Raw genomic sequence first — 20,643 nt, forward strand, 5'->3', positions numbered from 1 at the left:
TCCCCGTTCAGGCCGTAGCCAGCCAATCGCGATCCTGCAGGAAATAATCGGTCAGCCGCGCCTCTTCACTGCCCGGCTCGGCTTTCCAGTCGTAGCTCCAGCGGACCTGCGGCGGCAGCGACATCAGGATCGACTCGGTACGCCCGCCCGATTGCAGGCCGAACAGGGTGCCACGGTCATAGACCAGGTTGAATTCCACGTAGCGCCCACGGCGGAACTCCTGGAATTGTCGTTGCGCGGCGGTGAACGGGTCGTGCTTGCGCCGCCGCACGATAGGCAGGTAGGCATCGATGTAGGCGTCGCCGATAGCGCGCATGAAGGCGAAGCTGGTATCGAAGTCCCACTCGTTCAGGTCATCGAAAAACAGCCCGCCGATGCCGCGCGGTTCGTTGCGATGCTTGATGTGGAAGTAGCTGTCGCACCAAGCCTTGTAGCGCGCATAGACCTCCGGGCCGAACGGCTCGCAGGCTTGCTGGGCGACGCGGTGCCAATGCACGCAATCTTCTTCCACGCCGTAGTAGGGGGTCAGGTCGAAACCGCCGCCAAACCACCAGACCGGCTCTTCGCCTTCTTTTTCGGCGATGAAAAAGCGTACGTTGGCGTGGGACGTAGGCACGTGGGGATTGTGCGGGTGGATCACCAGCGACACGCCCAGTGCCTCGAAGCCGCGCCCGGCCAGCTCCGGCCGGTGGGCGCTGGCCGAGGGTGGGAGACCGCTGCCGAAGACGTGGGAAAAGTTGACGCCGCCCTTCTCGATGACCGTGCCGTTTTCAATCACTCGGGTGCGCCCGCCACCGCCGGCAGGTCGGGCCCAGGCGTCCTCGACGAAGCGAGTGCCACCGTCCTCGGTTTCCAGGGCGGCGCAGATGCGGTCTTGCAAGTCGAGCAGATAGGCTTTCACGGCCTCGGTGCGAGTAGTCATGACATCACCTTGATCAGGGCTACGCTGCGCGGCGTACACAGGCCGCCGGCAAAATGGGCGCACAGGATAACACCGCATCCGCCCACGCCACAGTTGACGGAGATCAAGCTTAGGAGTCCGATAGCAGGCTTAGTAAAGTCACGATAAGGAGAGAGCGAAGATGGCCAAACGTATCCAGTTCAGCGCCCACGGCGGCCCGGACGTGCTTGAGTACGTCGAATACCAGCCGGCCGAGCCCGGTCCGCAGCAGGTTCGCGTCAGCAACAAGGCGATCGGCCTGAACTTCATCGACACCTATTATCGCAGCGGGCTTTACCCGCCACCGGCGCTGCCATCGGGACTCGGTGCCGAGGGTGCCGGCGTGGTCGAGGCCGTCGGCGCGGACGTCACGCGCTTCAAGGTCGGTGACCGCGTGGCCTATGGCAGCGGTCCGCTGGGGGCCTACAGCGATGTGCATGTGTTGCCCGAGGCCAATCTAGTCCACTTGCCCGAATCCATCAGTTTCGAACAGGCCGCCGGGGTGATGCTCAAGGGCCTGACCGTGCAATACCTGCTGCGCCAGACCTACGAGCTCAAAGGCGGCGAAACCATCCTGTTCCATGCCGCCGCCGGTGGCGTGGGCTCGCTGGCCTGCCAATGGGCCAAGGCCCTGGGCGTGAAGCTGATCGGCACCGTCAGCTCGGCGGAAAAAGCCGCTATCGCAAAAAACCACGGCGCCTGGGAAGTGATCGACTACAGCAAGGAAAACGTCGTACAGCGTGTACTGGAATTGACTGACGGCAAGAAAGTCCCGGTGGTGTACGACGGCGTCGGCAAGGACACCTGGCTGACCTCCCTGGATTGCACGGCTCCCCGTGGCCTGGTGGTGAGCTTCGGCAATGCATCCGGCGCGGTGGAGGGGGTGAACCTGGGGGATCCTCTCGGCCAAGGGCTCGCTGTACGTCACCCGCCCGACTCTGGCGACCTACGCCAACAACGCGGAAAACCTCCAGCAGATGGCCGATGAGCTCTTCGCCATGATCGCCGGCGGCAAGCTTACCGTGGATATCAACCAGCGTTATCCGCTGGCGGAAGCGGCCAAGGCGCATACCGAGTTGTCGGCGCGGCGGACGACGGGGTCGACCATTCTGCTGCCTTGAGATTGATACCCAAAGGTTTGCGCAAAACCTGTGGGAGCGAGCTTGCTCGCGATAGCGGTGGACCAGCCAACATCAATGCCAGCTGACCTGACGCCTTCGCGAGCAAGCTCGCTCCCACAGTGGTTTTATGCAAGATGCAGAATGTGTGGGCGGAATCAGTCCGGCCGCACCACCTTGCCGGTCGCCAGGTCACGGATCACGCTCGGGTTCCGGCGCCCGCCCAGGTTGCCACCCAGCACCAGGTCGATCTGCCCACGGAAATACTGCTCCACGCGGATCCGCGTACGTGCCGCCGGGCGCCCCTGGGGGTTGGCCGAGGTGGAGACAAGCGGGCCGACCAGCGAACACAGGTCGCGCACGATCGGATGATCGCTGACCCTTAGCGCGACGGTGTCGTGCACGCCGGTGATCCATTCCGGCAACAGGTTCTGGTGCGGGACCAGCCAGGTGTTCGGCCCAGGCCAGGTGCTGGCCATGCGATCCATCCAGGTCTCGGGGAAATCCTCGAACAGGAAATCGAACTGGTGGATGTTGTCGGCCACCAGTATCAGTCCCTTGTCGGGCAGTCGGGACTTGATCGCCAACAGGCGCTCCACCGCATCTTCGTTCCACGGGTCGCAACCCAGGCCCCAGACCGCTTCGGTTGGATAGGCAATCACCGCCCCGGCGCGAATTTCTCGCGCGGCTTGTTGCACACGCCAACTGTTGACCATGAAAGATTCTCCGCAACGCAAATAAGGCTGTGCGCAGTTTACCGATCTTCCCCATAAAACCTAGCGAGCAAACCAGCGTCCATGCTCGCATGCTGCCCTTCCGTCCATTTCCAGGTCGGTCAGTGCCGCCAGGACCTTGGACAAGCCCCAGCCGCTGGCGTCGGCCAGTGCTTCGCTGGTCTGCGGCGCGGCGTGCAGCAGGCGCAACAGCGGATGCGTCACGGGGACAGGTTCGGCGGTGAAGGGTAAGCGTTGCCAACCGCGTAGCGCTTCGAGGATGTGCTCCACGGTTTCCACCAGCGCCGCGCCATCACGGATCAGTTGATGGCAACCCCGGGCGCCGGGATGGTGAATCGACCCCGGAATGGCATACACCTCACGGCCCTGTTCCGCCGCCAGGCGCGCGGTGATCAGTGAGCCACTGGCGACGCTGGCCTCGACCACCAGCACGCCAAGGGACAAACCGCTGATAATCCGATTGCGGCGCGGGAAGTTGCTGGCGTGGGGTGGCGCGTCCAGGGGGAACTCCGACAGCACCGCGCTGCCCTGGGCGATCATCGCTTCTGCCAGCCGCCGATTGCGCTGTGGATAAAAATTTTCCAGGCCCGTGCCCAGCACACCGATTGTCTGCCCGCCGACATCCAGCGCAGCTTGATGCGCGGCCGCGTCGATACCCAAGGCCAGACCGCTGGTGATGACAAATCCGGCCCCGGCCAGGCTCCGGGAAAATGCCGCCGCCGTGTCCATGCCGGGACGCGAGGCGCGACGACTGCCGACCATCGCCAGTTGCGGCTTTTCCAGAATCGAGGTGTCGCCGGCAACGAACAGAAGCGGCGGTGCGTCGCAGATCTGCGCCAGCAGCGCCGGGTAGTCGGGCTGGTCCCGCATCAATAGACAGTGGGCCGAACCCTCTAGCCAGGCTAATGCACGGGCCGCGCCATCACGTATTTCCGGCGCGCGTCGGGCCTCGGCGCACTGCGCCGGCAACCCCAGCGCTCGCCATGCGCTGGCCGGGGCGCTGATGGCCTTTGGAGGCCGAGCCGAAGGCTTCCATGAGGGTCATGAAACGTTTGGGTCCCAGTTCCGGCAAGCGATGCAAGCGCAGACGGGCCTCCAGTTCCGCAGGCGGAACCGAAGCGGATTCAGGCAATGGCATGTGATCAATCCTTGATCGTCATAAGCCCCGTGCGAACGGGAACAAGTTGTGGATAACTCTGTTGGTAACTTGTGAGACCCGTTACGGATTGCGCACCTTGTCGAGGATCGCCAACGAGCGCGAGGCGTACAGAACCAGGCCATAACTGAGCTTGTCGTAGGTGCGGAACACCATCAGCAGGCCGGCGCGTTCGTCGGGAATCTTCACCGGGGCGCCGGTGATGCGGTCGCGCACTGTTTCACCGGTCTTCATGACCGCCAGAACGTTGCCTTCGGCCAATCCGTCACGGCGCCCCTTGTTCAGGGTGACCACGTCCATCGCGCCGATCTGGGTCACGCCCCGGGGCACATCGAGGATCAACCCGTTGATGTCCGATTTTGGCGCGCTGGGCATGAAGGTCGAATTGATCGAGCGTTCTTCACCGCTGAACAGCCGATCGCCGAGGCGCACCTCCTGCGTGGTGCGCTGCAGGGCCAGGGTGGTGACGTCGCCTTCGCTGGCGACGATCTCGCCGCTGCCGATGTCGTCGGCGTTGATCCCGAGAAATTCCTTGGTCTCGGGGTCGGTGTAGACCTTGCCCTGGCGGAAGATGCCATAGGCCGACTGGCTTGCATCGAAGGTGCCGCGGGCGAAGATCCGGTCGCCGCTGCCGCTGAGCACTCGTTCGGCATCGCCTGCGACGACGTAGGGCGCTTTGTTGAAATCCTCCGCCGTGTCGACGATGCGGTTGCTCAGCAGGAAGCTGTTGATGGCCTGTAGCGGGATGCTCGGAATGGCGTCGGCCACCGGTGAGCTGCGGATACGCGGCGACAGCTTGATGGTGCCGCGCGAGGCCCCGCGATTGAGGGTCAGCCGCGGTTGGCCGTTGACGTAGATCAGCGACAGGGTGTCGCCGGGGTAGATCAGGTGCGGGTTTTCAATCTGCGGGTTGGCCTGCCACAGCTCCGGCCATTTCCAGGGTTCGCGCAGGTATTTACCGGAAATGTCCCACAGCGTATCCCCTGGAACCACTGTGTATTGCTGCGGAAAACCTTCCCGAAGTTGCACTTGCCCGTGCGCGATACCAGCCGAGGCCAGGAGCAGCAGGGCGAGTAGTGATTTCCTCATGCGGTGAATCCCTTTATTATGTGCGTTCGCGTAAAACGCCAGAGCCCCCGTGGCTCGCTCCGATTCGAGAGCAACGTTTTACAACGGTAGCCTGCATTCCAAGACACGCCAGGCCAGCCACCCGACCTTACTTCACACGTGCATTTATCAAGCTTATGGCCATTTTGAACATTCTCGAATTTCCGGACCCGCGCCTGCGCACCATCGCCAAACCGGTGGCCGTAGTGGACGACGAAGTGCGCCAGTTGGTCGATGACATGTTTGAAACAATGTATGAGGCGCCCGGCATCGGTCTCGCCGCGACCCAGGTCAACGTGCACAAGCGCATCGTTGTAATGGACCTCTCCGAAGACCGCAGCGAGCCGCGGGTGTTCATCAACCCAGAGTTCGAAACCCTGACCGACGAGATGGAGCAGTACCAGGAAGGCTGCCTTTCGGTGCCCGGTTTCTACGAAAACGTCGACCGTCCGCAGAAGGTCAGGATCAAGGCCCTGGACCGCGACGGCAAGCCTTACGAGCTGATCGCCGAGGGCCTGTTGGCGGTGTGTATCCAGCATGAGTGCGACCACCTCAACGGCAAGCTGTTCGTCGATTACCTGTCTAATCTCAAGCGTGACCGGATCAAGAAAAAACTGGAAAAGATCCATCGCCAGAACGCTTGATGCCCTTCTTAAAAGGCTTGCCGCGGCAAGCCTTTTTCTTTTTGCGACTGCTTTGTAATTGAGAGCTTCCCATGACTGAGCCACTGCGCATCGTCTTTGCCGGCACCCCCGAATTTGCCGCTGAACACCTTAAGGCCCTGCTGGCCAGCCCTCATGAAATCGTCGCGGTCTATACCCAGCCGGATCGCCCTGCCGGTCGTGGACAGAAACTGATGCCCAGCCCGGTCAAGCAACTGGCGCTGGAGAATGGCCTGCAGGTGTTGCAGCCGCCGACGCTGCGCGATGCGCAAGCCCAGGCCGAACTGGCCGCGCTGAAGCCAGACTTGATGGTGGTGGTCGCCTACGGCTTGATCCTGCCGCAAGTGGTGCTGGATATCCCGCGCCTGGGCTGCATCAACAGCCACGCTTCGCTGTTGCCGCGCTGGCGCGGTGCGGCGCCGATCCAGCGCGCGGTGCAGGCCGGCGATGCCGAGAGCGGCGTGACCGTGATGCGCATGGAGGCCGGCCTGGACACGGGGCCGATGCTGCTCAAGGTGAGCACGCCTATCGGCGCCGAAGACACGGGTGGCAGCCTGCATGATCGCCTCGCGCTGATCGGCCCGCCGGCCGTGGTCGAGGCCATCGCGGGCCTGGCTGCCGGCACGCTGCAAGGCGAAGTGCAGGATGACAGCCTCGCCACGTACGCGCACAAATTGAACAAGGACGAAGCCCGCATCGACTGGAGCCGCCCGGCCGTCGAACTGGAGCGCCTGGTGCGCGCCTTCAACCCTTGGCCGGTCTGCCACAGCACGTTGAACGGCGAAGCCGTGAAAGTCCTGGCTGCCAGCCGCGCCGAAGGGAAGGGCGCACCGGGTGAAATCCTCGGCGCCAGCAAGGACGGCCTCATCGTCGCTTGTGGTGAGCAGGCGCTGTGCCTGACCCGACTGCAATTGCCCGGCGGCAAGGCGCTGGGCTTCAGCGATCTGTTCAACAGCCGCCGTGAGAAATTCGCCGTCGGCACCGTCCTTGGCCAAGCGGCGGAGGCTTCATGAACCCGCGTCTGGCCGCCGCCAAGGCACTGGCCGCCGTGCTCGGCGGCAAGGCTTCGCTCAACAGTTCCCTGCCGACCCAACTGGACAAGGTCGAAGACCGTGATCGCGGTTTCACCCAGGACCTGGCGTTCGGCACCGCCCGTTGGCAACCACGGTTGTCGGCCTTGGCGGCCAAGTTGCTGCAGAAGCCGTTCAAAGCCGCTGACGCCGACGTCGAGGCGCTGCTGCTGGTGGGGCTCTACCAATTGCTCTACACCCGCGTTCCGGCCCACGCCGCCATCGGCGAAACCGTGGGTTGCGCCGACAAACTGAAAAAACCGTGGGCGAAGGCGCTGCTCAATGCCGTGCTGCGCCGCGCGCAACGGGAAAGCGAAACCCTGCTGGCGGAACTGGAGCATGACCCGGTGGTGCGCACCGCCCATCCGCGCTGGCTGCAGAAATCCCTGAAAGCCTTCTGGCCCGAGCAATGGGAAGCCATCTGCGCGGCCAACAATGCCCATCCGCCGATGATCCTGCGGGTCAATCGCCGTCATCACACTCGCGATGCCTACCTGGCGTTGCTGGGCGAAGCCGGCATCCCGGCCATCCCGTGCCAATACAGCCGCGACGGCATCATCCTGGAAACCCCGGGCGACGTCCGTGCCTTGCCAGGTTTCGCCGACGGCTGGATCAGCGTCCAGGACGAAGCCGCGCAGCTGGCCGCCGACCTGCTGGAACTGGCGCCGGGCCAACGGGTGCTGGACGCCTGTTGCGCCCCTGGCGGCAAGACCTGCCACATCCTTGAGGCCGAGCCGAAACTGGCCGGTGTGGTGGCGGTGGACCTGGAAGCCAAGCGCCTGGTGCGGGTGAAGGAAAACCTCGCGCGCCTGGGCCTGGATGCCGAGCTGTTCGCCGCCGATGGCCGCGACACCGCTGCGTGGTGGGACGGCAAGCCATTCCAGCGCATCCTGCTGGACGCACCTTGTTCGGCCACTGGCGTCATCCGCCGGCATCCGGACATCAAGCTCACCCGTCAGGCGGACGACATCGCCCCATTGGCGCAACTGCAAGGGGAACTGCTCGACGCCCTGTGGCTGACCCTCGAGGTTGGCGGCATGCTGCTGTACGCCACATGCTCGACCTTGCCGACCGAGAACACCGACGTGATCGAAGCATTCCTCGCCCGCACGCCGGGTGCACGGGAGTTGGACATCGCCACCCAGGCCGGCATCAAGCAGCCCCATGGCCGCCAGTTGCTGGCCCAGGAGGGCGGGCATGACGGGTTCTATTACGCCAAGTTGATCAAGATTGCCGCCGCACGCGGTTAAACCGATTCGATAGGAGTGGCTGGATGAAAATCATCATCCTCGGTGCAGGGCAAGTCGGCGGTTCGCTGGCAGAACATCTGGCCAGCGAGGCCAACGACATCACCGTGGTCGACACCGACGGCGAGCGCCTGCGCGACCTCGGCGACCGTCTCGACATCCGCACCGTGCAAGGGCGTGGCTCCTTGCCGACGGTGCTGCGCCAGGCCGGTGCCGACGACGCCGACATGCTGGTGGCCGTGACCAACAGCGACGAAACCAACATGGTCGCCTGCCAGGTCGCCCACACGCTGTTCCACACCCCGACCAAAATCGCCCGGGTGCGTGAAGCGGCCTACCTGACTCGCGCCGACCTGTTCGACAACGAAGCGATCCCGGTGGACGTGCTGATCAGCCCCGAGCAGGTGGTGACCAACTACATCAAGCGCCTGATCGAGCATCCCGGCGCGTTGCAGGTGATTGACTTCGCCGAGGGCAAGGCCCAACTGGTGGCGGTCAAGGCTTACTACGGCGGCCCGCTGGTGGGCCAGCAACTACGCCAGTTGCGCGAGCACATGCCGAATGTGGAAACCCGGGTCGCGGCGATTTTCCGCCGTGACCGACCGATCCTGCCCCAGGGCGACACGGTGATCGAAGCGGACGACGAGGTATTTTTCATCGCCGCCAAGGCGAACATTCGTGCAGTCATGAGCGAAATGCGCCGTCTCGACGAGAACTACAAGCGCATCGTCATCGCCGGCGGCGGGCAGATCGGCGAACGTCTGGCCGAAGCCATCGAAAGCCGTTACCAGGTCAAGATCATCGAGATGAACCCGGCACGTTGCCGCTACCTCTCGGACACCCTCGACAGCACCGTGGTGCTGCAAGGTAGTGCGTCGGACCGTGACCTGCTGCTGGAAGAAAACATCGCCGATGCCGACATCTTCCTCGCCCTGACCAACGACGACGAAGCCAACATCATGTCCTCGCTGCTGGCCAAACGCCTGGGCGCGAAAAAGGTCATGACCATCATCAACAACCCGGCCTACGTCGACCTGATCCAGGGCGGTGACATCGACATCGCCATCAGCCCGCAACTGGCAACCATCGGCACCTTGCTCGCCCACGTGCGCCGCGGCGACATCGTCAGCGTCCACTCCCTGCGCCGCGGCGCGGCCGAAGCCATCGAGGCGATCGCCCATGGCGATGCCAAGTCGAGCAAAGTGATCGGCAAAGCCATCCGCGACATCGGCCTGCCGCCGGGCACCACCATCGGCGCGATCATCCGCGACGAACAGGTACTGATCGCCCACGACGTCACCACCATCCAGACCGGCGACCATGTGATCCTGTTCCTGGTGGACAAGAAGCACATTCGTGATGTCGAGAAGCTGTTCCACGTGGGGTTGAGTTTCTTCTGATCCGGGCTGTGCAGTGGCAGTCATGGCCTCATCGCGAGCAGGCTCGCTCCCACAGGGGGCCATGTTGTTCACAACATCTGTGAACGATGGAGATCCTCTGTGGGAGCGAGCCTGCTCGCGAAAGCTATCCAGCAGCCAACCGCTCAACCCCTGACCCAACCGATAAGGACGCCCCCATGCTCGACTCCCTCGAAAAAATGCTCGCCAAGGGCGTGGACAACTCCCTTCTCCGCTTCGGCCTCGGCAAAGGCTACCTCGACCTCGGTGAATTCCCCCGCGCCGCCGAACACCTCCAACGCTGCGTCGAATTCGACCCCAAGTATTCGGCAGCCTGGAAACTATTGGGCAAGGCGCATCAGGGTCAGGGCGATGCGGCGGCCGCCCGCCAAGCTTGGGAACAAGGCCTGGAAGCCGCCCGGGCTCATGGTGACAAGCAGGCGGAAAAGGAAATGACTGTGTTTCTGAAAAAGCTGGATCGCCATCCCTGAACGCCACGCACCCGTGGTGAGGGAGCTTGCTCCCGCTTGACCGGGCTGGCGCTCCAGTGAGCAGCACTCATAAAAAACATTAGAAACAAATCCGATTCTACTGAATGCTATTGATGTATAGCTACAGCTAGCAAGATCAGCTAGCTTTAGCTATCTTTCTGTAGAATTTGCTATTTTGAGGCCAGCATGGATCCCTACCGTAATCCGTTTGCGCCCGGCGCGGGCAGCAGGCCCCCTGAATTGGCGGGACGCGACTTGATTCTTGAGGCAGCAAGAGTTGCCTGTGGACGAGCCCTCAATGGGCGAAGTGCTCGTTCCATCATGCTCCTTGGCTTAAGGGGCACGGGTAAGACGGTCCTGTTGAATGAAATAGGAAGAATTGCGAGGGAGGAAGGCCTTCTCGTTTCCAAGGTAGAGTCGCCAGAACGTGAAAGCCTCGCACGTCTTCTTTATCCTGAAATGCGAAAGGTCATGCGCGCGCTTTCAAGCGTTGATGCCGCCAAGCAAATTGCTAATCGTGGGCTGAAAGGACTCCGTAGCTTTGCATCAATCTTCAAGATCGATGTTGGAGGTATTGAGATTGGTATTGAGCCTGAGCCTGGACTCGCGGATAGCGGAAATCTTCAATACGATCTTCCAGACCTTTTTACTGTAATAGGTGAAGCGGCACAGGCCGCCGGCAAAGGCTGGATTCTTCTCATTGATGAAGTCCAATACCTCACCGAAGCAGATCTATCGGCACTGATTGTCTCTATCCATCGCATGTCGCAAGAAGGGCTTCCGGTTCTGCTGGTCGGTGCAGGTCTTCCGCAAGTTGCTCGGCTGGCGGGTGAGGCGAAGTCATATGCCGAGCGGCTTTTCCTTTACCCCGAGGTGGGGGCGCTTGATCAACCGTCTGCGACTCAAGCCGTTCAAAAGCCGATCTTGGAGGAGGAGGCTTCTATCCACGCTGCAGCGCTGGACAGCATTGTTGATCGGACGCAGGGCTATCCGTTCTTTCTTCAAGAGTGGGCATCCACGGCATGGAACATCGCCGAGGGGCCTGAAATTACGCTTGATGATGTCGACCATTCTTATTCCGAAACATTAGCTTCTCTTGATGCAGGTTTCTTCAGGGTCCGCATTGATCGGCTTACACCTTCTGAAGTGCAGTTTGTGAAGACTATGTCGTCGCTCGGCGACGGCCCTTACGCCATCGCTGATATTGCGAAGGCGATGGGACGTTCTCAATCATCGCTGGGACCGACTCGGGCCAACATCATTTCAAAGGGGATGATCTACAGCACAGATCACGGATATCTGAATTTTACAGTCCCCCTTTTTGCAGAATTCATGCGTCGCCAGGAATGAAGGTCAGCAATGCGTGATGAGGGGAGGGAACCGGGGGACGGACCACGATTTGGGCTCACCTGTATCGACCTGTCTCATAATCGTGGTCTGTCCCCGTTTCCCGAAGCTACTGGGCAAGGCCCATCAAGGCCAAGGCGATGCCGCCGCGGCCCGCCAAGCCTGGGAACAAGGCCTGGAAGCCGCTCGAGCCCACGGCGACAAACAAGCCGAAAAAGAAATAACCGTGTTTCTCAAAAAACTGGATCGATAGGAGCGGCCACCATCACTTCTCGTACAGCCTTCGACTGGAGAGCATCCCCGATCCCGCCGCTATTGCTGCAATCGCAAAGAGCCCGACATCAATGCTGCCAATGAATGACGGCAACACAAATATCACCAAAAAACCCAAGCAAACCAGGGCTATCCCCAGTCGCACCCTGAGCACGTAGCGTCTCACACAAACATGCAGCAGCAGGATCCCCAAACCGGCCAGTACATACTGACTATTGAGACTCATAGCTTATGTTTCCTCGGGATTGAATGATGATGGACGAAGTTGAGCGCTGTGGCCCGATACCGCCGCTGACTTGAGCACCCAGGCTGACGATTACATCGCCAGTGTGATAGGTCGGTAACAGGTCCTTGGCCCACCTTCGACCTAAGTAGCCTGCTGCTGGTGCGACAACTTTACCGATGCCTGGCACTTGACCAGCCACGCCCGTAAAAATCCCAGTGGTAATGGCGAGAAGATCCGTGCGTTGCTCATTGAGCAAATCCCCCTGGCTACGAGTCAGGGGATTGGAAATTCCGACGTTCATGACACAAGGCAAATTCCTGGCGAGCATCTTGTCATAGAGCTCCACCAGCAATCGGATGACTTCAAAGTTGGCCGCTTTCGCCTCGCGAAAATACAGCGTTCTGAGCCCGCCTCTGTCTGCGGACATGACGGTGAAACGGCTTACGCAGAAAGTGATTCCGTGATGGGTGGTGAACTGATACTTATCGAACTCCATTCTTCAATCCTTGATGAATTCACAAGGCCTTGAGTTTCATTCAGAAATAGAGATTTACATAATGGACGACTCCGGTTTAGGCGGGTTGTTTGTCACTTAAAGTTTCCGGAAAGGAGTTCGATCCGGTTGTCCTACAGATAATTCTCAAGAGCCTCGCTTTGTGGCAGCGGCATAGAGTTAATTTGAATCCAATGCGCTCGGCTCGCGTATGTATGCCAATGAAATGCTGCCTACTTACCATGCTGGCGACTTACTAGTCAGCATCGAGGTGCAGGTCAATCGCTGTATTGGCCCGCACCGTAGCTTCACGACTGTTTCCACGGAGGGAAGAAAACCCGACGCAAAACGTCGGGTTCCGTTGAAATTAAATCCTACCGCCGCGGCTCCACGTTATCCAACACCCTATCCGCCAACAACGAACTCAGCTCAATCAACTGCTGAATCCCCAGCGCCACATGACGCCTCGCACCGTCCAGATCAAACGCCAGATCACTCACCATCGCATCAGCCGAAGCCAGCGTCTCACTGAGGTTGGCGAGCAGGCATTCGTTATCGAGGCCTTCCACGACGGTGTATAGCTGCCCCGGCTTGAGGTCGTCTTGGGATCTTTCCGGTTTCGGTTCGGTGGTTTCGTCTTGCTGCTTGGCTTTGAATTTTTCAGAGGTAGAAGTGGAATCTGCTTCTGGCGGATTCGGGGTGATCTTGACCATCGGTGTGACCCTCATAGTAGGCCGCACCATCTCGCTACTAAACGGAAGGGTGGCGGCTGTGCGCAAGTTAGTAGACCGGTGATCACACCAAACCCGGCGCGCCCGAGGGCGCCATGCACACAGCCACCATCAAGAACAGGCAGAACCTGACTGATAGAGCTTGTACAACCGAGATGTGAACCGGGCTACTAAACCCGACCACTGATGGGCAGTGGCAGGACGACAATAGAACCCAGGAACAAGGCGCACAAGCCGGCGGATTCTGGCGTAGTTGTAGGCAAAGGCGCAAGGATGCGTAGCTAGTTGGACGTTGTAGGCGGGGGCTGTAGGAGAACAGTGTTTTGGCGATGCAGGTGGGTTGTTTTGCCCAGTCCAGCAGTACGAAATGATTTGAATCCAACCCCTCCGTTTCAGAGAATTGTCCCTTACCCCAAAAGGATACGGGTGATGAAGTTCGAAGGGACTTTCCAATACATGGGCAATCACGGGATCGTCTTCAACGTCTCGCAGATCACCCTCACCGACAGCGAACGTGGGCGCTTGCGCGAGCTGCATTTTGGCGAGGCAAAACACGCTCACTATGAAGTCAACAGCAAGGTCGTCGAGGTCTACGACAAGATGCAGGCCAGAGGCCTGCCTTGCTTGATGATGATCGGCATCTCCAAGCCGCTGACCCGACAACAGGGCGATGCCTTCAACGCCCAGCGCACCACGATCGCCACCCTTGCAGCCGCGACCTTCGCTTCCGCCGCCAAGGCCGTGGCCCCCCCTTACATGGCGGCATCTGTAGGGGTGGCTGTGCGCACGTATACCAATCAACTTCTACCCACCTACCGTGCGGGCGACGTACTGGTCAGCATCGAGGCGCAGGTCAACGGCGGCATCGGCCCGCAACGCACCCTCTCGACATTGATCATCAAGACCTGACCGGAGACGTACATGTCCGAAATTACTCAATTGGTCATTGCCTTGGTGGTGTTCTTTCTGCTCGATCGATTCCTCAAACCCTATCTGCTACGCAAGTGGCTAGGCGTGGTGTTGATGGCGGCGGGTGCGGTTGGCTGCTTTGTGGCAGGTCAGAACCGCTTGTTGGGGTTTGATCTGGGGTTGCTGTCGGTTTTTGCCGTGGTGATAGGGATGGAATTGTTCATGAAGCGGCGGCGGTTTGAGGAGGTTGGTGTAGGAAAGAAAGGGGCTGATTGAACCTGAAAATAAATCTGCCCCCCGACTTCTAATAAAAGTCGTAATAAAGCGCCCACTCTCCAGTTTCGCTGTGTTTCCAGAACATCAGGCTTCCACTGTCGACCACGTTCAGATTGATCTTGGCGTCCGATGAGATCTGAAACACAAACTCGAAGCCTTCACCCGGATCAACACCCGACTGGCAGAACGAGGGGTAACCGCCGATCTTGTGTTCGTAGGTGTGGGTGACCAAGTCGTAATAGCTCTGGATCTTGCCCGCGCGTTCCAGCGTGAGGATTGCTTGCTCAAGGTCTTCCGGGACACCACCGCCATCCCACAGTGGAAAGTCCTCCGGCACCGCTTGCGCCGTCAGTGGGAAGGGTTTGAGGAATGTACCTGCCACCGGCAGAGACTTGCGCACCAACACATCATCCGGCCCGTACTCGCGGATGACCCAATTGTTCCCCATCGGCTCAAAGTGCTCGGGGAACGGGTTTGAAATGAACACCGTCAGCACACGAACGCCTGCTAGCAGAGGGCTGTTGACGGGCAGGGCGGGCAGGTAAAACTGCGCATAGGGGAGCAACGGTTGCCCCGCCTGATTAGCGGGCACCTCTTCATCCGGTCGGAACAGGAAAACATTGCCCAGCCAGCTTTCTTCATCGGTGCCGGCAGGACGAAAGCCGCCGGCAATGAGCTTCACGGCGGGGCGAGCCAGACGTTGCTTGATTTCGTGGATTTCCATGGCGATGTAAACCTCCTTTTTGCTACAGGTATTAAGGCCGCAGATGGGCAGTGTACGAGAATGGATGGCAGCGTTTCTTTGCCCGAGCTGGGCCACGTTAGCGTCCTGCACGGATAAAGAGGTGCGCCCCCCACACCGGGCCAATGACTTTCCCGAGGGCTCCTGGCGTGCCTGAGTCTCATCGATACCGGCTCGGCCGGTGATAAGGAAACGATAGAGTCCGCGGGCAAGGCTGCAAAGCCGGCGGATTCTGGTGCGGTTGTAGGCAAAGGCGCAAGGATGCGTGGGTTGCCGGAGGGGCGGCGGTCAGGGTCTGTAGGCGAGAGACTACTTGTGATGCGGGCGGCTTGTTTTGCTCTGGAACCGTGGCGTTTTCTTCGCGAGCGGGCTCGCTCCCACAATGGGGTGGCGTTGGGCTGGGTATCCGGTTCGACACAATCTCTTGTGGCGAGGGAGCTTGCTCCCGCTCGGCTGCGCAGCAGGGCCCCTGCATTTCTTCAGGCAAACCGCAGTGGCCGGTTTTGCGACTGCTGCGCCCGAGACGTCGGACCGGCCGAGCGGGAGCAAGCTCCCTCGCCACGGGGGTTGACGCTGATCAAACCGCTTTCCCTATCTTTAGGGCTACTTATAGATAATCCATCTGCGAATCATTAGCATTAGTGACATCGAATTCCGGTTTTCCCGCAGGTGCTCACTCCATGCCATTTCCATCTCGCCTTACGTTGCTTGCCGCGTGCTGCTCAGTCAGTTTTCTTGTCCAGGCCGCAGAACCTATCGAATTGGGGGTGACCGACGTTACTGCCGATGGGATCAAAGCCAATTCCAACACGCTGCCAGCGCCCTTTGCAGGCGGTCAGGTGGCGAGGGGAGGCCGGATGGGGGTGTTGGGCAATCAGGACAACATGGATGTCCCGTTCGTGATGACGAGTTACACCTCGCAGCTGATTGAAGATCAACAAGCCGAAGACGTGGGTGATGTGCTTCTCAACGATCCGTCGGTGCGTCAATCCTATGGGTTCGGTAACCAGTCCCAAGTGTTCGTGATTCGCGGCTTGCCGCTTAGCGGCGACGACATTTCCTACAACGGGCTGTATGGCGTCTTGCCGCGTCAGATTCTATCGACGGATGCGATCGAGCGTGTCGAAGTGTTCAAAGGCCCCAACGCGTTTATCAACGGTGTCAGTCCGACGGGCTCGGGTCTCGGAGGCGGCGTCAACTTGCAGCCCAAACGCGCGGAGGATGTCCCGACTCGTCGTTATACGCAGGACATCAGCACCGATGGCCGCGTTGGCGAGCATTTGGATATCGGGCAGCGATTCGGCGAGGACAACCGCTTTGGCGCCAGGTTGAACCTGAGCCAGCGCGAAGGTGAAACTGCGATCGACGACCAGGATCAGCGCACCAAGTTGTTCGTTGCGGGCTTGGACTATCGGGGTGATGACTTCCGCGTTTCCACCGACTTCGGCTATCAGAAACAGCGTATCAATGGACTGCGCAATTCGGTGAACATTGGCAACGCCACCCGCATACCCACGGCTCCGCAGGCTAGCCACAACTATGGACAGGACTGGACTTATTCCGAAACCGAAGACACCTTCGGCATGGTTCGTGGCGATTGGGATCTGAACGAAAACTGGACCGCGTACCTGGCTGGCGGTGTGAAGCACACCCGAGAAACCGGGTTCTACGCCACACCGACACTGGTCGGCAATAACGGCGTAGCGACGATCGGTGGCTCGGAAATTCCGCACAACGAAGACAATACCTCGTTCAGTGGCGGGTTGAACGGGCGCTTTGACACGGGCCCTGTCTCCCATCAGGTGGCGATCGGCGGCTCAACGATCTGGACCGAGCAGGAAAACGCCTACACGTTCTATCGTCCCGTTACCGGCAACAGCAATCTCTACGACACTCCGAAGCTTCCCAAACCGACTGTGGTGTCCAGCACTGGCGGTGAAATGGGTGATCCCGGGGTGACCGGTAAAACCCGTAACCGTAGTCTGGCGATTTCCGACACGTTGGGCTTGTTCGATGACAAATTGCTGGTCACTTATGGTGTTCGTCGTCAGCAGTTGCGTGTCGAAAACTACAAGTACGATGGCACCACCTCAAACGGTGCCGCCAACGCAGCAAACGATGGCAGCCGTAGCGCGCTCTACGATGAAGCCGTTACCACGCCTGTCTACGGCATTGTCTACAAGCCTGTGGAAAGCGTGTCGCTCTACGCCAACCGAATCGAAGGCCTTGCAAAAGGGCCAGTGGCGTCCGGTACAGGCATCACCAACCTGGGCCAAGCCTTTCCTCCTGGCCGCACCAAACAGTTGGAAGCGGGCATCAAGTTGGACATGCAGACCTTCGGGGCTAACTTGGGCGTTTTCCGCATCGAGAAACCTTCCGATGGTTACGTCGACAACGCGCAGAACCTCTATGTGCGTGATGGTGAGCAGGTCAACAAGGGGCTGGAGATCAGCGTTTTCGGCGAGCCAATCGAAGGCCTCCGCTTGATGGCCGGCGGCACCCGCATGACGTCCGAACTCAAGAAAACCGCTGGCGGTCGCAACGACGGCAATCACGCCATTGGCGTGCCGACGTTCCAGCTCAATGCCAGCGTGGATTGGGATGTCCCGGGTATCGAAGGCGCCGCGCTCAGCGCAAGAATGTTGCGCACTGGCGGGCAATACGCGGATCAGGCCAACAACCTGAGCTTGCCCACCTGGAACCGTTTCGACGCGGGCGCACGTTATAAAATGAAGGTCGCGGAGAAAGACCTGACGTTGCGCGTCAACGTGGAAAACATCACCGACAAGAACTACTGGGCTTCGGCAAACGGCGGCTACCTTTCGCAGGGTGATCCGCGGTTGGTGAAGTTCTCAGGGACTGTTGATTTCTGAGTATTCATCTGAGGAAGGCTTGGAATACCGAGACTGAAGAGGGGAACCCAACCCCCTGTGGCGAGGGAGCTTGCTCCCGCTGGCCTGCGCAGCAGGCCCCTGCATTATTTCAGGCAAACCGCATTGTCTGGTTTTGCGACTGCTGCGCAGTCGAGCGGGAGCAAGCTCCCTCGCCACGGGGATCGGGGTGTTGCAGATACTGTATTCCCCGCTGGATGGAGGGAGCAGGAGCCCTCGCCTTGGCCTTACTTACGCTTGAGCATCTCCGGCAACTGCGCCACCAACTTCTGATTATTCAACGGCGCACGGATAAACCCGCGTTGGGTGCCGTCCGGGCCGATCACGGCGAGGTTGCCGCTGTGGTCGACGGTGTAGTTGGGCTTGCTGGTGTCCGCCGGGATGAACGGGATGCTCACCGCATTGGCGAGTTTTTGCAGGTCTTGCACCGAGGCGGCGGTCAGGCCGATGAACTGTGGGTCGAAGTAACCCAGGTACTGCTTGAGTTGCTTGGGCGTGTCGCGGTTCGGGTCGACGCTCACCAGCACGATCTGCAACTTGGCCACCGCCTCGGGCGGCAGCTCGCTCTTGATCTGGCGCAGCTGGGCGAGGGTGGTCGGGCAGATGTCCGGGCAGAAGGTGTAGCCGAAGAACAGCAGGCTCCACTTGTCTTTCAGCTCATTGATCGTTACGGGTTGGCCGTCCTGGTCGGTCATTTTCACGTCCGGCAGGGTGCGGCTTTGCGGCAGCAGGATGATGCCGGCGTCAATCAGTGCGGTCGGGTCGCCCTGGCCTTTGCCGGACAGCACTTTATTGATGGTCAGGCCGAGGATCAGTGCGATCACGGCCACGAGGATGAAGACGGTTTTCTGGGTTCGGGTCATAGGCTCAACAGTAAGTAGTGATCTACAAGCAGGGCGATGAACAGCAGGAACAAGTACCAGATAGAGTACTTGAACGTGTTGATCGCCGCGTGCGGCCGACTGCCACGGTACAGCACCACGGCCCATTGCAGGAACCTGGCGCCCAGTACAAGCGCGCACGCCAGGTACAGCAACCCGCTCATCTGGATCACGAACGGCATCAGGCTGACCGCCAGCAGCACCAGGGTGTACAGCAGGATATGAATCTTGGTGTAGTGCTCGCCGTGGGTCACCGGCAGCATCGGGATATCAGCCTTGGCGTATTCCTCCTTGCGATGGATCGCCAGGGCCCAGAAATGCGGTGGGGTCCAGGCGAAGATGATCAACACCAGCAGCAACGGTTCGGCGCTGACGTGACCGGTGGCCGCGACCCAGCCCAGCAGCGGTGGCGCTGCGCCGGCGAGGCCGCCGATGACGATGTTCTGTGGCGTCGCGCGTTTGAGAAACCCGGTGTAGATCACCGCGTAGCCGAGCAGCGAGGCCAGGGTCAGCCAGGCGGTCAGCGGGTTGGTGAAGACCAGTAGCATCGCCTGGCCGGCCAGCGCCAGTGCCAGGGCGAACGTCAGCGCGGCGGCCGGCGAGACCCGGCCCTCGGCCAATGGCCGCTTGTGGGTGCGCGCCATCACCGCGTCGATACGCCGATCCACCACATGGTTGACCGCCGCCGCGCCACCGGCGCACAACGCAATTCCCAGGTTGCCGAACACCAGCACCGTCCAGGGCACGCCGGCGCGGGTCGCGAGAAACATGCCGACCAGCGAGGTGATCAGCATCAACACCACCACCTTGGGTTTGGTCAGCTCCAGGTAATCGCGCCAGATCGCCTGGCTGTGGCGTGTACCGGTCAGGGTTGCCATGGCATCTCTCCTTTGATCGTGATGGGGCCGACGCCGTGTTCAGGCGGATTGAAGCGCCAGCGCAGCGGGACCTGATGCCGTACCCGGACCAGGCTGGTCCGGGCGTGATAGTTGACCAGCACCAGGCTCAGCAACAGCGCGGCGCCCCCAGCGTTGTGGGCCACCGCCACCGGCAGCGGCAGGTGAAACACGACGTTGCTTATACCCAGGCTAATCTGCGCGGCCAACGCGATAAGGACCAGTCCCGCCAGTCGGGTCATGCCCACGGTCTTGAGCTGCCAGGCCAGCCCCAGCAGTACCACGGTCACCAGCAAGGCGCCGATGCGGTGGGTCACATGGATGGCGGTGCGGGCGTCGCTGTCGAGCTGCCCGCCCAGGTAATTCGGACCGATGTGCTGGGTCAGGTGGAAACCATTGGCGAAATCGGCGGGCGGCATCCATTGGCCGTGGCAGGTCGGAAAGTCGATACACGCCACCGCGGCGTAGTTGGAGCTGACCCAACCGCCTAGGGCGATCTGGCCGATCACCAGCAGTAGCCCGGCGGTCGCCCAGTGTTGCAGGCGCTTGGGCACGGTCAGCGCCGGCAACACGCCGGACAATCTCAACGTGAGCAAAAACAGCAGGCTCAACGTCGCGAACCCGCCCAGCAAATGCCCGGTGACCACCTGCGGCCAGAGCTTGAGCGTGACGGTCCACATGCCGAACGCCGCTTGGGCGAACACCACCACCAGCAGGAACAGCGGCAGTTTTAATGGCAGGCCGGGGTGGCGACGGTTGGTCCAGGCGCGGGCGGCCAGCGCGGCAATCATCAGTGCCAACGCACCGGCGAAATAGCGATGGACCATTTCGTTCCAGCCTTTATGGGCTTCCACCGGGGTGTCGGGAAAATGCAACTCGGCATGGGCCAGTTGGGCTTCGCCCTTGGGCACGCTGATGAAACCGTAGCAACCGGGCCAATCGGGGCAACCGAGGCCGGCGTGAGTCAGGCGGGTGTAGGCGCCCAACAGTACGACAATCAATGCCAGCAACGTGGCAAACAGCGCGAGGCGAAATCCAGGCTTGGCCATGTCGATG

The 20,643-nt window shown here is 60.6% G+C and carries 19 protein-coding genes and 3 pseudogenes; 11 read left to right on the top strand and 11 right to left on the bottom strand.

Going from position 1 to position 20,643, the window contains the following annotated elements; all coding sequences use genetic code 11:
* Positions 1 to 7 precede the first annotated feature (7 nt).
* Entirely contained in the window at positions 8 to 922 is a 915-nt protein-coding gene (hemF, locus tag PSH78_RS00310) for an oxygen-dependent coproporphyrinogen oxidase (protein ID WP_305497799.1), read from the bottom strand.
* Positions 923 to 1,082: 160 nt separating this feature from the next.
* Between hemF and PSH78_RS00315 the strand changes: the two are divergent.
* Positions 1,083 to 2,061 (top strand): annotated as a pseudogene (locus PSH78_RS00315) (NADPH:quinone reductase).
* 155 nt (positions 2,062 to 2,216) lie between these two features.
* On the opposite strand, the gene PSH78_RS00320 reads toward PSH78_RS00315, so the two are convergent.
* The 3 genes and pseudogenes from PSH78_RS00320 to PSH78_RS00330 form a co-directional block, all read right to left on the bottom strand.
* Entirely contained in the window at positions 2,217 to 2,774 is a 558-nt protein-coding gene (locus PSH78_RS00320; RefSeq protein ID WP_305497800.1) for an L-threonylcarbamoyladenylate synthase, read from the bottom strand.
* Between the two features lie 60 nt (positions 2,775 to 2,834).
* Positions 2,835 to 3,930 (bottom strand): annotated as a pseudogene (gene dprA / locus PSH78_RS00325) (DNA-processing protein DprA).
* Between the two features lie 81 nt (positions 3,931 to 4,011).
* Positions 4,012 to 5,037, bottom strand: coding sequence for a LysM peptidoglycan-binding domain-containing protein (locus tag PSH78_RS00330; protein WP_305497801.1), 1,026 nt, complete (start codon positions 5,035 to 5,037; stop codon positions 4,012 to 4,014).
* A 155-nt stretch (positions 5,038 to 5,192) separates the two neighbouring features.
* Between PSH78_RS00330 and def the strand changes: the two genes are divergently transcribed.
* The 7 genes and pseudogenes from def to PSH78_RS00365 form a co-directional block, all read left to right on the top strand.
* A complete protein-coding gene (gene def / locus PSH78_RS00335; protein ID WP_305497802.1) occupies positions 5,193 to 5,699 on the top strand; it encodes a peptide deformylase in 507 nt (168 codons plus the stop codon).
* A gap of 71 nt (positions 5,700 to 5,770) precedes the next feature.
* Positions 5,771 to 6,730, top strand: coding sequence for a methionyl-tRNA formyltransferase (fmt, locus tag PSH78_RS00340; protein WP_305497803.1), 960 nt, complete (start codon positions 5,771 to 5,773; stop codon positions 6,728 to 6,730).
* On the top strand, positions 6,727 to 8,037 hold the full coding sequence (gene rsmB, locus PSH78_RS00345; RefSeq protein WP_305497804.1) for a 16S rRNA (cytosine(967)-C(5))-methyltransferase RsmB: 1,311 nt from the start codon (positions 6,727 to 6,729) through the stop codon (positions 8,035 to 8,037). The genes fmt and rsmB overlap by 4 nt, the downstream gene beginning before the upstream one ends.
* Positions 8,038 to 8,060: 23 nt before the next feature.
* Positions 8,061 to 9,434, top strand: a complete 1,374-nt coding sequence (trkA, locus tag PSH78_RS00350) for a Trk system potassium transporter TrkA (RefSeq protein ID WP_305497805.1) — start codon at positions 8,061 to 8,063, stop codon at positions 9,432 to 9,434.
* Positions 9,435 to 9,610: 176 nt separating this feature from the next.
* Entirely contained in the window at positions 9,611 to 9,922 is a 312-nt protein-coding gene (locus PSH78_RS00355; RefSeq protein WP_305497806.1) for a tetratricopeptide repeat protein, read from the top strand.
* A gap of 186 nt (positions 9,923 to 10,108) precedes the next feature.
* Positions 10,109 to 11,272 (top strand): ATP-binding protein, encoded by a 1,164-nt coding sequence (locus PSH78_RS00360; RefSeq protein WP_305497807.1) that lies wholly within the window; start codon positions 10,109 to 10,111, stop codon positions 11,270 to 11,272.
* A 103-nt stretch (positions 11,273 to 11,375) separates the two neighbouring features.
* Positions 11,376 to 11,522, top strand: a pseudogene (locus PSH78_RS00365) (hypothetical protein); the annotation flags it as partial.
* Positions 11,523 to 11,534: 12 nt separating this feature from the next.
* On the opposite strand, the gene PSH78_RS00370 reads toward PSH78_RS00365, so the two are convergent.
* The 3 genes from PSH78_RS00370 to PSH78_RS00380 all read right to left on the bottom strand — a co-directional run bounded on the left by PSH78_RS00370 (position 11,535) and on the right by PSH78_RS00380 (position 12,974).
* Positions 11,535 to 11,768, bottom strand: coding sequence for a hypothetical protein (locus PSH78_RS00370; RefSeq protein WP_305497808.1), 234 nt, complete (start codon positions 11,766 to 11,768; stop codon positions 11,535 to 11,537).
* Complete coding sequence (locus PSH78_RS00375) at positions 11,755 to 12,264, bottom strand: hypothetical protein (RefSeq protein WP_305497809.1); 510 nt, start codon at positions 12,262 to 12,264, stop codon at positions 11,755 to 11,757. Before PSH78_RS00375 ends, PSH78_RS00370 begins: the two co-directional genes overlap by 14 nt.
* Positions 12,265 to 12,635: 371 nt before the next feature.
* Positions 12,636 to 12,974: a DUF6124 family protein gene (locus tag PSH78_RS00380; protein ID WP_305497810.1), complete on the bottom strand. Its 339-nt coding sequence runs from the start codon at positions 12,972 to 12,974 to the stop codon at positions 12,636 to 12,638.
* A gap of 447 nt (positions 12,975 to 13,421) precedes the next feature.
* On the opposite strand from PSH78_RS00380, the gene PSH78_RS00385 reads away from it, so the two are divergent.
* Together PSH78_RS00385 and PSH78_RS00390 are read left to right on the top strand one after the other, a co-directional pair.
* A complete protein-coding gene (locus PSH78_RS00385; RefSeq protein ID WP_305497811.1) occupies positions 13,422 to 13,901 on the top strand; it encodes a hypothetical protein in 480 nt (159 codons plus the stop codon).
* A gap of 12 nt (positions 13,902 to 13,913) precedes the next feature.
* A complete protein-coding gene (locus PSH78_RS00390; RefSeq protein ID WP_305497812.1) occupies positions 13,914 to 14,177 on the top strand; it encodes a hypothetical protein in 264 nt (87 codons plus the stop codon).
* A gap of 28 nt (positions 14,178 to 14,205) precedes the next feature.
* On the opposite strand, the gene PSH78_RS00395 is transcribed toward PSH78_RS00390, so the two are convergent.
* Positions 14,206 to 14,901: a DUF1963 domain-containing protein gene (locus PSH78_RS00395; protein WP_305497813.1), complete on the bottom strand. Its 696-nt coding sequence runs from the start codon at positions 14,899 to 14,901 to the stop codon at positions 14,206 to 14,208.
* 698 nt (positions 14,902 to 15,599) lie between these two features.
* On the opposite strand from PSH78_RS00395, the gene PSH78_RS00400 reads away from it, so the two are divergent.
* Positions 15,600 to 17,792 carry a TonB-dependent siderophore receptor gene (locus PSH78_RS00400; protein WP_305497814.1) on the top strand — a complete coding sequence of 731 codons (2,193 nt, stop codon included), beginning with the start codon at positions 15,600 to 15,602 and terminating at the stop codon, positions 17,790 to 17,792.
* Positions 17,793 to 18,037: 245 nt separating this feature from the next.
* Here PSH78_RS00400 and PSH78_RS00405 read toward each other — a convergent pair whose 3' ends face one another.
* From PSH78_RS00405 to PSH78_RS00415, 3 genes are read right to left on the bottom strand one after another with little or no spacing between them, the layout of a single operon-like run.
* Positions 18,038 to 18,673, bottom strand: coding sequence for an SCO family protein (locus PSH78_RS00405; RefSeq protein ID WP_305497815.1), 636 nt, complete (start codon positions 18,671 to 18,673; stop codon positions 18,038 to 18,040).
* Positions 18,670 to 19,569, bottom strand: a complete 900-nt coding sequence (gene cyoE / locus PSH78_RS00410) for a heme o synthase (RefSeq protein WP_305497816.1) — start codon at positions 19,567 to 19,569, stop codon at positions 18,670 to 18,672. Before cyoE ends, PSH78_RS00405 begins: the two co-directional genes overlap by 4 nt.
* On the bottom strand, positions 19,557 to 20,636 hold the full coding sequence (locus PSH78_RS00415; protein ID WP_305497817.1) for a heme A synthase: 1,080 nt from the start codon (positions 20,634 to 20,636) through the stop codon (positions 19,557 to 19,559). The genes cyoE and PSH78_RS00415 overlap by 13 nt, the downstream gene beginning before the upstream one ends.
* Positions 20,637 to 20,643: the final 7 nt, after the last annotated feature.

Origin of the sequence: Pseudomonas sp. FP198, from assembly GCF_030687895.1 — a bacterium.
In the GTDB taxonomy this organism is placed as follows: domain Bacteria; phylum Pseudomonadota; class Gammaproteobacteria; order Pseudomonadales; family Pseudomonadaceae; genus Aquipseudomonas.